Origin of the sequence: uncultured Maricaulis sp. (assembly GCF_905480005.1) — a bacterium.
Taxonomy (GTDB): domain Bacteria; phylum Pseudomonadota; class Alphaproteobacteria; order Caulobacterales; family Maricaulaceae; genus Maricaulis.
On record NZ_CAJQOO010000165.1, the window covers coordinates 1 to 12,228 of the forward strand.

Genomic DNA, 12,228 nt, shown 5'->3' on the forward strand with positions numbered 1-12,228 from the left:
GGCATCGGCGCCATCTCGACCCATTCATCGCTGGCGAGCTCGTATCGCGTGGTGTTCGCGATCATCTCCCAGATGCCGCCATCGCCGGCCCGGAAACCGCCAATCCCGTAAACGAAGCCGTCATGGCCGACGAGATTGGGATGGTGGCGCGGTTCGGGAAGCGGGGCGCGCGTGTCCCACATCGCTGCGGGATTGGCGGGGTCGGTCAGGACGAAGAGCTGATCACTGATACTGTCGACATCGGGCCCCTCGCGCGCTTCCAGCCCGCCGGCGAGATAGATGTGTTGGCCGAGGACCGTTGGATAGATTTCCTGAACGCGGCGCGGCAGGGCCGTCATGACCTGCCAGCCACCCGATGATTGTCGCGCCCACGCCAGTTCGGGCAGGCCGCAGGCGCCCAAGGCCGCAATCGCGCTTCGCCGTGTCATGTCAGGCATGCGGTTCCTCCAGTCGGATTTACTCCGCCGGGCAGCGCCCGCCGGTGATCCGTTCGACTTCCTGCGCGCTACCATCGGTCTCGGCCGGCTCGAGGTCCAGGGCGCAGGCGATCAGGCCGTAGACATTGATGTTGTCGAAGGCGGCCGGGCGGGCGCCTTCGGGGAAGATCGGGCCGACGCCGATGAAGGTCGCGCCCATCTCGTCGGCGAGATTGTCATAGCCGTGAGTGGCCTGCAGTCCGGCCAGATAGGGATTGGTCAGGTCGGTGTCGGACGCGGTGATCTGCCAGCCCGGATCAGCCAGGATGAAGAGATCCGGCCCCCGATCAACATGGTCGAAATGCCAGTGCTCCGGCATGTCCTGACGGCGATAGGCCGTCATGTGCGGGTGGGCGCCCTGCAGCGCGGTGTAGATGCGCTCGACGGTCGCCTCATCGCCAAAACCCATCAGGAAAGGTTCCAGTCCGGCACCATACTGGCCGGCGAATTCCTCGATGAAGAGACCGTCCAGATCGGCAAATTCATCGACCGCGATTGTCCGTTCGGTCGAGACATTCACCATGCCATGGTCGGAGACGATGATGATCGTCGCCCGATCCATCACGCCGCGGGCTTCCAGTCCGGCGACCAGTTCGCCGACCAGATCGTCAACATGCCCTACCGCTGTGCCCTCGGCTGCCGTCTCGACGCCGCCGCGATGTTCGACCGTGTCGACATGGTCCATGTAGAAGGCCGCGAAGCGGGGCTGTTCGGCGATCGGCGCGTCGAACCAGGACAGGACTTCCGCGACGCGTTCTTCATAGGGTTTGTTGTGCTCATAAGGGTGCCAGACAGTCGGGCGGGTCCCGTTGATTTCAACTTCAGAGCCGAGCCAGAACATGATGTGCGAGCGCAGGCCCTGCTGCTCGGCGGTGATCCAGATCGGCTCGCCACCCCACCAGCGCGGGTCTTGCGGGCTGCCGCCGGAATTGGAGAAGGTCTCGTCCAGCCGCCGGTCATAGGGCGAGTTGGAGACCATGCCATGGTGTTCGGGATAGAGACCGGTCGCCAGGGAATAGAAATTGACGAAGGTCTTGGTGGGCATGACCGACACCATGCGCTCGGGTCGCGTGCCGCGCGCAGCGAGGGCGCGCAGATTGGGCGCCTCATGGCGGTCAATGGCGTCATAACGCAGACCGTCGAGGCCAATCATGATCACGACCGGCGGCCCGTCGGCGCTGTCCGTGTCCGGGCCCGTGGCGGGAGCCGGGGTCGGGGCGGGAGTCGGGGCCGGGTCCGGAGCGCCGGGCAGATGCGCGCAGGCCGCGAGGAACGCAGTCAGACAGGTGAGGGCGAGAAGGCGTGACAGCATGGATATCCCCGATGGCGCGACACTGATGCAATGCGCGTTAGTCAGGCAGGGGCGAGCCGACAAGGCAAGGATTTGTGACGCCGGGCCTGCGATTTCCCGGGCGCGGTCGTCAGGTGACCGAAAATTCATCAATAAAATCAGTGTCCGGACGCTATAATGCGTGCGTCAGGACGGCAATTCGGTTCTTCTTGGCAGGCAGGGTGTGGCCAGGTCGGGTCGCACTCGGGTGCCAGCGTGAAACAGGGACCGACCAGCCTTGCGGGTCGGATATGACATGAAACGGCGTGAGAAGCAGAGCGAATTCCTGGAAATCCGCATTGGTCACCAGACCAAGCAGGACTTCATGGAGGCGTGTCAGTCGCATGGCGTGACGGCCAGCGAAGTGCTTCGTGCCTATGTCGAGACCTACCCCGTTTCACGTCATCGCCGCCGGGTGCTCCCCCATCTCAATGTGAAGGAGTACACCATGCCTGCAAGCTTTCTCGCCCTCGTGACCGCCGTCGCCGTCGTCTCGGGTCTGCAGACCGCAACCCCCGTCGACGCCGACGAACACGATCTGGACACCAGCTTCGCTTCGGTCGACCGCGATGGCAGCAATGATTTCGACCTCGCCGAACTCTTCGTCGAAGCCGGCCTGACCGCGGATGGCCATCTCGGCCCGGACCTGCGTGACGAGGTCACCGGCTCCGTCCAGACCGCCCTGGCCGAGCTCGGCATGAACGCCCAGCAGGGCGTTGCCTCGCCGGATTATCTCGACCGCGTCATCGCCAATGCCGAAGAGTCGGCCGTTCTGAGTGTGACCGCGGTCTTCCAGATGATCGATGTCGACGGAGATGGCCGCGTCACGCGTGATGAGTTCATGAATTACAGCATCGACTGACTGGGCACAGGGGCAGGACCCGACCGCCAGGCGGTCGGGCCCTGTCGCTCAGCCGAGCTGCAGCCCGGCGATCTGCCGTGTCTGCGGGTCCGGTGTGTCGAAGACCAGCTCGATCGTTTGTCCGAGGGCGGGCGCAAAGACCGCAATGCGGACCTGCGCCTCGTCTGACTGAAACGCGGCCAGCCGGTGGTCGGTCAGGTCGGCAGCGATCTGCTCGAACAGGGCCAGATGTTCCTGCAGCGGCGCAGCGGCCAGCAAGGCGGGCGTGAAGCGGGCTTCGATGAAGGCCTGGCGCGCTGCCGCGTCGGCGGCGAGCGCGGCGAGGTAGTCGTGCACCAGCCGAGCGGCTGGCGTATCGGGAAGCTTGACGCTCGCATCGGCTGGCGGGGTCGCGGGCGCGACCTGCCAGGGCCGGTCAAACCAGGCGGCCGTCAATACGTCGACAACCCGGTCGGCATTGAGATGACGCTGATTGGTGGCGACGAACAGGATCAGACCGTGATCGGCCAGCTCGCGCCAATGGGCGTTGAAGTGCGCCGACCCGCCATTATGCCAGTAGATGCGGCCGAGTTCCGGGTCATCCTCGACCACCAGCCCATAGCCGTAATAGGAGGCGCCGCCGCCTTCATCCTGAAACGGGGTCTGGCCGAAATCGCGCGCCTCCGGCGAGATCAGCTCGCCGGCTGACCAGGCCTGGCGCCAGGCCAGCATGTCCGGCGCGGTCGAGACCAGCCCGCCATTGCCGATCAGGTTCCAGTTTGGCGGATGGCCACCCCAGGACGCTTCCGACACATCGCGCCCGTCGCGCAAATGGACGGAGCGCCGGGGGTCATGGACGGCCTGATAGCCGGTGTCCCGGATGCCGGCAGCGGCCAGCCGGTCGCGCAACAGGGTTTCATAGGTCTGGCCCGTCGCCCGCTCGATGATGGCGGCGGCGAGGGAGAAGCCGACATTGGAATAGTAATACGCGGTGCCCGGCTCGAAGCGCAGTGGCGCGGCAAAGGCGTTGGCCCGGAACGTGTCGAAGTCCTCGTCCACAAGATCATCGCCGACCCCGCCCGGCAGGCCGGCCGCGTGGGTCAGGAGCTGGTGCAGGGTGATGTCGGCCTTGTCGGCGGGGACATCGTGGAACACATCGGCCAGGCGCAGATCGGCCGACAGCGTGCCGTCGCTGATCAGCTGTGCCGCCAGCATGCCGGTATAGCTCTTGGTGATCGACGCGATGTCGACCTGGGTGTCCGGGCCGAAGAGGCGACCGGTCTGAGGGTCCGCCTCACCGGCCCCTCGCATCAAAACCGTCTCGCCGTCCAGTGACAGGCCGACAATTCCGGTGAAGCCGGCAGCCTCGAGTGCGTCAAAGGCCTCTGACAGGCGGGCACTGGCGGCGATAGAGTCGACATTCGGGTCGGTCGCCTGTGCGGGCGCCTGGGCGGTCGCCGCGGAGGTGATAGCCAGAGCCAGGCTCAACGCACCCGCCATGCGGCCGGACGTGCGCCTGAGAAATGACAAAGCTTTCATGGTCGTCGCTCTCCTTGCTCATGTTAGCCCCGACTGGCTAGGATGGCGGCGCGTCCGCGTCCTGACGAAAACCTGTTGGATAGGCTGACATGACATTGTCCTCACCCGGCGGCGACACCGCTGCGACGCGTTTCCGGATCGGAACGGCCCATTGTGATCTCATGGCCTGCGTGTTGGTGCGCGAGGGCGAGACCCATCGCCTCGAACCGCGCCTGGCCGGCGTGCTTCACCTCCTCGCCCGGCGCGGCATCAGCCCGGTCACCCGCGATGAATTCCTGGAGACGGTGTGGGAGGAGGATGGCAGCGATGAAGCGCTCAACCAGGCGATTTCCCGCCTCCGGCGCCTGTTGGGCGATGCCAGCCTGATCCGCACCCTGCCGCGCATCGGCTACAGTCTCAGCGCCCCGGTCGAGAGCGCCGGGACCCTGCCAAGCCCGGCCCCGACCTCGCCCTTCCTGGCCTGGCTGCGCACCGGCCTGGGCTTCGTGAAACGCCCCTTCCTCACCGGCCTCGCCGTCGGTGTCCTGGTCACGGCGCTGGTCGCCAGCGTGTTCTGGCCGCGAACGCTGGAGCAGGAGTTTGAGATCTTCAGCGGCGAGCCGGTCGATGCGGGTCTGACCTTGCCGGATGAGGCGGGGTAGGGCAGCGGCGTCCGGGCGCGCCCGCGGGACGATACGTTCAGCGATTCTCAACATGATTGCCGTAAGACCTGCACAGCAGCCGAAACGCTGGGGGAGTCATGCTGGATCTGAAGCAGAAAATATGGCCGGACCAGTCGGAACATGGTCGCTTGCGGCTCGCGAGCGAGCGCGCCGTTTCTGTCTTCTTCACGCTGGCAGGCATATCCGGGCTCGCCATAACCGCGATCAATATCCCCTATCTTGGAGACTACCCGCTGACGGTCACGCTGGGCGGTCTGATGGCTCTCCTGTGCCTGGCCGGCCCCTTCATGGTCGTCGGAACGCAACATTTCGCGCGGAATACGCGCATATTCTCGCATCTGGTCGCATCCCTCCTCCTTGCGCTCTCGCTGACCGCCCAGGAGATGGTGAGCCCAAGCAATCTGCTTTTCATCCCGGCGGTATTGACGGTGACGCTGGCACTGGGGTGGCGCGATGGACTGGCGACGCTTCTCATGGCCTGTGCCGCCTATGTCGGCACTTTCGTGATGACAGGCGCTCAGTGGGCGAGTGATTTGCCCGATGTGAGCATTTTTACGCTGATCGCCGGCCAGGTCCTGGCCGCGTCATTCGTGTTTGCGGGCGCGCGTGTCTTTCGTACGCAAATGGTGCAGGCCGCGATCGAACTTCAGCGCAAGTCCGAACAGGCGGAAGAAGCGACCCGGGTGAAGTCCGAGTTTCTGGCCGCGGTCAGTCACGAGATCCGGACACCGCTCAATGGTGTTCTGGGCATGGCGCGGGTGCTGGACGATGGAAGCCTGCGGCCGGACCAGAGCGACCAGGTCCAGGCCATCACCAAATCGGGTGAAGTCCTGCTGAGTACGCTCAATGATGTTCTGGATCTCTCGCGTATCGAGGAAGGCCTGATGGCCGTCGAGACCCGGCCCTTCGATTTGCCGGCGATGATCAATGGCGTCGCCCAGCTCTATGTCATCACGGCGGCGGAGAAATCGGTGGAGTTCTTCATCGAGATCAGTCCGGATCTCGATCTGACCCAAAAAAGGGTCGGTGACGAAAACCGGATCACCCAGATACTGCACAATCTTCTCTCCAACGCGATCAAGTTCACCGCCGAAGGCCGCGTGGATCTCGTGGTTCAGCCAGGCGAGACGTCATCGGACATTCGCTTCACCGTGCGCGACACAGGTATCGGGATGAGCGAGGCGGAAGTCCGCCGGGTCTTCGAGCGCTTCACCCAGGCTGATCAAAGCACGTCCAGAAAATACGGGGGCAGTGGCCTGGGATTGTGCATTGCGTCGCAACTGGCCGCGCTTATGGGTGGTCGAATTGACGTGCAAAGCGAACCCGGTGTCGGATCCTGCTTCACGGCAAGTCTGAAGCTTCCGGCCCATGACGGGGCGCGTGTGCAGAACGGACCCGAAGCGAAGGCGGTCAGCGAGCCGGCAAGCCCGGGCGCCCGGGACCTCAAAATCCTGGTCGTGGACGATGTCAGCATCAATCGCGAGGTCATGCGCGGCCTTTTGGCGAAGCTCGGTTTCTCGGCCGAATTTGCCGCCTCCGGCGAGGAGGCCATGGACGCGGTCCGTCAGGCGGAATTCGGCACGATCTTTCTCGACATCTCGATGCCCGGCCTCAGTGGCTATGAGGTTCTCGAACAGATCAGGGCGCTGGAACAGGCTCAAGCCCGCCCGCCCAGCAAGATCGTCGCGCAGACCGCCAACATGATGACCCACCAGGTGCGCGAATATGGCGAGGCGGGCTTTGACGGCGTGCTCGGCAAGCCTGTCCGGCTGGAACTGCTGCAAGAGCAACTCGACGCGGCTTGATGGACGCGTGAACGCCGTGTCTGTCGCAAGCCTCCTGCGCGACGGCGCCGGGGTGGGCGGAGAGAGAGGTATCATCTGTCCCCCACCCGCTTGTCATCCCGGCCGAATGGCCTGCGCAAGCAGGCCGCAGAGCCGGGACCCATTATCGCGAAAGCTGGCCGCACCGGGCGTATGGGTCCCGGATCTGCGCCCTGATCAGGTCAGGGCTCCGTCCGGGATGACAAAGGTATTGGAACTCCCGAAACCAGGATCATCCCGATGACAATCGGGACCCGGACTGCGACGCGACGTCATTGCAGCGTTCGGCGAAATCGGGTCTGCGAGACTGGGTCCTGACTTTCGTCAGGATGACGGTGTGGGGTGGGGTGTTCGTCGGATAAAGTGCCGGAGGTATTTTTAGCCCCCAACCGCCCCCCGCATTTGCTCTCCCCCCTTACGATTGTTAAGACTCTGCGACAGGAAAGCCGCCTGATTCACACTAATGATTCGCGCCCGCGCGCGAGGGAGTGGGATCGGCGGCGATTTTCGTGAGGGTGCGGTCGGGGCAATCGTGACCGCCATTGCGACAGAATGAAAAGAGGGCCGCCTTGAGCGATCACGACGACACGCCGACGACAGCCGAAGACGGTTCCGGAAACGGGGCAGACAATACGGGCGGTCAGCCGCCGGCCCTGCCGGACGGGGTTGGCAATATCGCCATCGAAGACGAGATGAAGTCCTCTTATCTCGACTATGCGATGAGCGTGATCGTGTCGCGGGCCATCCCCGATGCGCGTGATGGTCTCAAGCCGGTTCACCGCCGCATTCTCTACACCATGCACGAGAACGGGCAGACGCACGAAAAATCCTATCGCAAATGTGCGACCGCCGTTGGTGACGTGATGGGTCGCTATCACCCGCATGGTGACCAGGCGGTCTATGACTCGATGGTGCGCCTCGCCCAGCCCTGGTCGATGCGGGTGCCGCTGATCGACGGGCAGGGCAATTTTGGCTCGGTCGATGGTGATCCGCCCGCCGCCTATCGTTACACCGAAGCGCGCATGCAGAAAGTGGCCCAGTCCCTGCTGGCCGATATCGACAAGGACACGGTCAATTTCGTCGAGAATTACTCGGCCGAGCGCAAGGAACCGGTCGTTCTGCCGGCGCGCTATCCCAATCTATTGGTGAATGGTGCCGGCGGTATCGCCGTCGGCATGGCGACCAATGTCCCGCCACACAATCTGGGCGAAGTGATCGATGGCACGCTGGCCCTGCTGGAAAATCCGGCGCTGACCGAGGCCGAACTGCTGGATTGTATCCCGGGTCCGGACTTCCCGACGGGCGGTCTCATCCTGGGCCGTACGGGCGCCCGCAATGCGGTGCTGACCGGACGCGGCTCGGTGGTGATGCGGGCGCGCACCTCGATCGAGGAAGTACGCAAGGACCGCATGGCGATCATCGTCCATGAAATCCCCTACCAGGTGAACAAGGCCTCGATGATCGAGAAGATCGCCGACCTTGTGCGTGACAAGAAGATCGAGGGCATTGCCGATCTGCGTGACGAAAGTGACCGCAATGGCATGCGTGTCGTGATCGAATTGAAGCGCGATGCCGTCGCCGATGTCATTCTCAACCAGCTCTTCCGCTGGTCGCCCATGCAGACCAGTTTCGGTGCCAACATGCTGTCGCTGGTTGGTGGCCGTCCGCAATTGCTGGGTGCGCTGGACATCCTCAAGGAGTTCCTGCGCTTCCGTGAGGAAGTCGTCGCACGCCGGGCCAAGTTCGAGCTCAACAAGGCGCGTGACAGGGCGCATGTCATTGTCGGCCTCGCCCTGGCTGTGGCCAATATCGATGAAGTCATCGCCCTGATCCGCAAGGCGCCGAACCCGGCGACGGCGCGCGAGCAATTGATGGCGCGCGACTGGCCGGCACTGGATGTCGCCCCGCTGGTCGAACTGGTCGCCGATCCGCGGTCCATGCTGCGCGAGGACAATACGCTGCGCCTCACCGAGGAACAGGCGAGGGCGATCCTGGAATTGCGCCTCAACCGCCTGACCGGTCTCGGCCGTGAAGAGCTGGGCAATGAAGCGGCGACGCTGGCCGAACAGATTGCCGACCTCCTCGACCTGTTGCGCTCGCGTGAGCGTGTTCTGGGCATGATCCGGGACGAGCTGACCGAGGTTCGCGAGAATTACGCCACACCGCGCCGCTCCGAATTCGTCGATGCCGAGCTCGACTTCGAGGATGAGGATCTGATCCCGCGTGAGGAGATGGTGGTGACCGTCACCCATGGCGGCTATGCCAAGCGTACGGCCCTGTCGGACTATCGCGCCCAGCGCCGCGGCGGCAAGGGCCGCTCGGGCATGGCGACCAAGGACGAGGACTTCATCGCCACGCTCTTCGTGGCCTCGACCCACGCGCCGCTCCTCTTCTTCTCCAATCGCGGCATGGTCTACAAGACCAAGACCTGGCGCCTGCCGCTGGGTGCGCCGAATACGCGAGGCAAGGCCCTGGTCAATCTCCTGCCGCTGGAGCAGGGCGAGACGATCACCTCGATCATGGCACTGCCCGAGGATGAGAGCACATGGGCCGACATGAATGTCATGTTCGCCACCAACAAGGGCACGGTCCGCCGCAACAAGCTGTCGGACTTCGTCCAGGTCAATCGCAATGGCAAGATTGCGATGAAGCTGGAGGAAGAGGACGACCAGATCGTCAATGTGGTGCTCTGCACCGAGCAGGACGATGTCTTCCTGACCACCCACAAGGGGCGGGCCATCCGCTTCCCGGCGACCGATGTTCGCGTCTTTGCCGGCCGTAATTCGGTCGGGGTGCGCGGTATCCGCCTGGCCGAAGGCGACACGCTGATCTCGATGGCGATCCTGCATCATATTGATGTCACCTCTCCGGAGGCGCGCGCCTATCTGAAACATGCGACGGCCATGCGGCGGGCACTCGGTGATGATGAAGAGGTCGAAGTCGCGGTCGCAGACGGTGATGATGATGGCGGCGAAGATGCGGCCCTCTCGACCGAGCGCCTGGCCGAGCTGGGCGCCGCCGAGGAATTCCTCCTCACCGTTGCCTCAGACGGTATGGGCAAACGCTCCTCTGCCTATGATTTCCGGGTCATGGGGCGCGGCAATAACGGTGTCGCGGCCACGGATATCAAGCGGGACATCCCGCTCTCGGCCAGCTTCCCGGTCGAGGATGCCGATCAGATCATGGCCGTCACAGACGGTGGCCAGCTGATCCGCTTCCCGGTCGACACGGTCCGGATTGCCAGCCGGTCCTCGCGCGGTGTCCGCCTGATCCGTCTCAATGAGGGCGAGAATGTTGTCGCCGTTGTCCGCATCCAGGATGCGGGCGATGACGGTGAAGAGGACATCGATCCGGACGCCCTGCCGGCCCCGGGTTCGAGCCCGGATTCGGCCCCGGATTCGGCCCCGGATTCGGGCACGGATTCGGCTCCGGAGAGCGGTAGCGAAGCCGGCGAGTAGCGCGCGAGTCGCACACCGGGAGAGGCGGGATGATTGATCTCGCCTCGCCGGTCTGCCAGACAGGACTGCGACACCGGGCCGGTGTCGCAGGGGCGCCCAGCCCGGGGAGAGAATGGCCATGACCCGTACCGCGCTCTATCCGGGCACGTTCGATCCGCTGACCAATGGTCATATCGACATCATTGGACGGGCTGTGAAGCTCGTCGACCATCTCGTCATCGGCGTTGCCATCAATGAAGGCAAGAATCCGCTCTTCACTCTGGAAGAGCGCGTCGACATGGTCCGTTCCGAGGTCGCCCAGTTTGCCGATGGCGCCCAGATCGATGTCCGGCCCTTCGACGGATTGCTGATGCATTTCGCCGAGGAGATCGGTGCCCAGTCCATCGTGCGCGGGCTTCGGGCCGTGTCCGATTTCGAGTATGAGTTCCAGATGGTCGCCATGAACCAGCAGCTCAATGATGATATTGAGACGCTGTTCCTGATGGCTGATCCACGCCACCAGGCGATTGCGTCCCGCCTGGTCAAGGAAATCGCCCGTCTCGGCGGAGATGTCTCCGCCTTTGTGACGCCCAGTATTGAACGCCGATTGAAGGAGCGTCTTGCGTGATCATGCGTTTCACCCTTTCCGCCTCCCTGGCCCTCGCGCTGACCACCGCCGCCTGCGCCCGCGAGACCACCGCCGACACGACCGAAGCCGATGCCGGCGCGGCCAGTGCCGTCAGCACCGCTGCAGCCCAGGAAACGGCGCCGGCGCCGCAATGGGATCTGCCCGCCGATTCCTGGCGCACGGCTGACCAGGAAGACCTGCTCTATATCGAGACCGATCACGGCATGGTCATTGTCGAGATGGCACCGGAATTCGCCCCCAACCATGTCGCGCGCATGCGCACGCTCGCCCAGGAGCGCTTCTATGATTTCCTGGTCTGGCACCGGGTGATTGATGGCTTCATGGCCCAGGGCGGGGGCGCGCGCTCCAATCCCGGCCATGCTGCGGACGTGGACGGCCTGCAAGCCGAATTCACCGTGCGCCGCTCCGGCGAGCCGGTCGTGACCGAGCTGCAGGATCGCATGATCAATCCGCGCTCCCTGCCGCAAATGGCCAAGGCCGGTTTCTGGGACGGCTTCCCGGCCGGGACCCAGACTGCGGCGCTGGCCGCGATCACCGGCGACGGACAGGTGCAGTCCTGGCTCCTGCATTGCACGGGCGCTGCCGCCGCTGCGCGGACCGGCGATCCCAATTCGGCGCGCAGCCAATTCTACATCACACGCGGCAATCCCGAGCATCTCAATGCGCAATACACGTCCTGGGGCCGTGTTCGCGTGGGTCAGGAAGCGGTTGATGCGATTGCCGTCGGCTCGGCGATGGATGACCCGGATTTCCGTCCCGACAATATCCGCTCCATGCGGACCGGTGATGAATTGCCGGCCGAAGAGCAGGTGACCATCGAGGTGGCTGATACCGACAGCGCGGCCTTTGCCGCCTATCTCGACACGCTGCGCGACCCGTCTGGCAATCTGCCGGACATTTGCGATATCACCGTGCCGACCCGGATTATTGAATAGGAAGACCCATGGCTGAAGAACAACTCGTATTCACGCTTGAAGGCGGTGACGTCACGATCAAGCTGCGTCCCGACCTCGCACCCAAGCATGTGGCGCGGATCACCGAGATGGCAAAGGAAGGCTTTTATGACGGGCTGAACTTCCACCGCGTGATTGATGGTTTCGTGGCCCAGGGCGGCTGCCCGAACGGCAATGGCATGGGCGGCTCCGGCCAGCACATCCCGGCCGAATTCTCCGCCGAGCCGCATGTGCGCGGCACGATGTCGATGGCCCGCGCCGCCGATCCGGACAGCGCGTCGAGCCAGTTCTTCATCTGCCTGGATGACGTGCCCTACCTCAACAACCAGTACACGGTCTGGGGTGAAGTGGTCTCCGGCATGGAACATGTCGACGCGCTGCCCAAGGGCGAGCCGCCGGCCAATCCGGGCAAGATCATCAAGGCCTCGGTCATCGAGGCCTAGGGCCTTGAGCTGGATAAAGACACTTGATCGAAAGGCGGCCGATGGCCGCCTTTCGGCTATCTATGACCGGGTCGC

The 12,228-nt window shown here is 64.1% G+C and carries 9 protein-coding genes and 1 pseudogene; 7 read left to right on the forward strand and 3 right to left on the reverse strand.

The annotated features are described in order from the left end of the window. Both QZ266_RS13945 and QZ266_RS13950 read right to left on the reverse strand, forming a co-directional pair. Nucleotides 1-437: pseudogene (locus QZ266_RS13945) on the reverse strand (hypothetical protein); the annotation flags it as partial. 19 nt (nucleotides 438-456) lie between these two features. Beyond that, a complete protein-coding gene (locus QZ266_RS13950) occupies nucleotides 457-1,788 on the reverse strand; it encodes a nucleotide pyrophosphatase/phosphodiesterase family protein (protein WP_295696187.1) in 1,332 nt (443 codons plus the stop codon). Nucleotides 1,789-2,062: 274 nt separating this feature from the next. On the opposite strand from QZ266_RS13950, the gene QZ266_RS13955 reads away from it, so the two are divergent. Beyond that, on the forward strand, nucleotides 2,063-2,668 hold the full coding sequence (locus QZ266_RS13955) for an EF-hand domain-containing protein (RefSeq protein ID WP_295696189.1): 606 nt from the start codon (nucleotides 2,063-2,065) through the stop codon (nucleotides 2,666-2,668). Nucleotides 2,669-2,716: 48 nt separating this feature from the next. On the opposite strand, the gene QZ266_RS13960 is transcribed toward QZ266_RS13955, so the two are convergent. After that, entirely contained in the window at nucleotides 2,717-4,186 is a 1,470-nt protein-coding gene (locus QZ266_RS13960) for a serine hydrolase (RefSeq protein ID WP_295696191.1), read from the reverse strand. A gap of 89 nt (nucleotides 4,187-4,275) precedes the next feature. On the opposite strand from QZ266_RS13960, the gene QZ266_RS13965 reads away from it, so the two are divergent. The 6 genes from QZ266_RS13965 (at nucleotide 4,276) to QZ266_RS13990 (ending at nucleotide 12,153) form a co-directional block, all read left to right on the forward strand. Then, nucleotides 4,276-4,827, forward strand: coding sequence for a winged helix-turn-helix domain-containing protein (locus QZ266_RS13965; protein WP_295696193.1), 552 nt, complete (start codon nucleotides 4,276-4,278; stop codon nucleotides 4,825-4,827). 98 nt (nucleotides 4,828-4,925) lie between these two features. Continuing rightward, nucleotides 4,926-6,653: an ATP-binding protein gene (locus tag QZ266_RS13970; RefSeq protein WP_295696195.1), complete on the forward strand. Its 1,728-nt coding sequence runs from the start codon at nucleotides 4,926-4,928 to the stop codon at nucleotides 6,651-6,653. A 671-nt stretch (nucleotides 6,654-7,324) separates the two neighbouring features. Beyond that, nucleotides 7,325-10,129 (forward strand): DNA gyrase subunit A, encoded by a 2,805-nt coding sequence (gene gyrA / locus QZ266_RS13975; protein ID WP_367178247.1) that lies wholly within the window; start codon nucleotides 7,325-7,327, stop codon nucleotides 10,127-10,129. A gap of 118 nt (nucleotides 10,130-10,247) precedes the next feature. Beyond that, on the forward strand, nucleotides 10,248-10,736 hold the full coding sequence (coaD, locus tag QZ266_RS13980) for a pantetheine-phosphate adenylyltransferase (protein ID WP_295696199.1): 489 nt from the start codon (nucleotides 10,248-10,250) through the stop codon (nucleotides 10,734-10,736). A 2-nt stretch (nucleotides 10,737-10,738) separates the two neighbouring features. After that, entirely contained in the window at nucleotides 10,739-11,692 is a 954-nt protein-coding gene (locus QZ266_RS13985) for a peptidylprolyl isomerase (protein WP_295696203.1), read from the forward strand. An 8-nt stretch (nucleotides 11,693-11,700) separates the two neighbouring features. Then, nucleotides 11,701-12,153, forward strand: a complete 453-nt coding sequence (locus QZ266_RS13990; RefSeq protein ID WP_295696201.1) for a peptidylprolyl isomerase — start codon at nucleotides 11,701-11,703, stop codon at nucleotides 12,151-12,153. The last annotated feature ends 75 nt before the right edge of the window (nucleotides 12,154-12,228 follow it).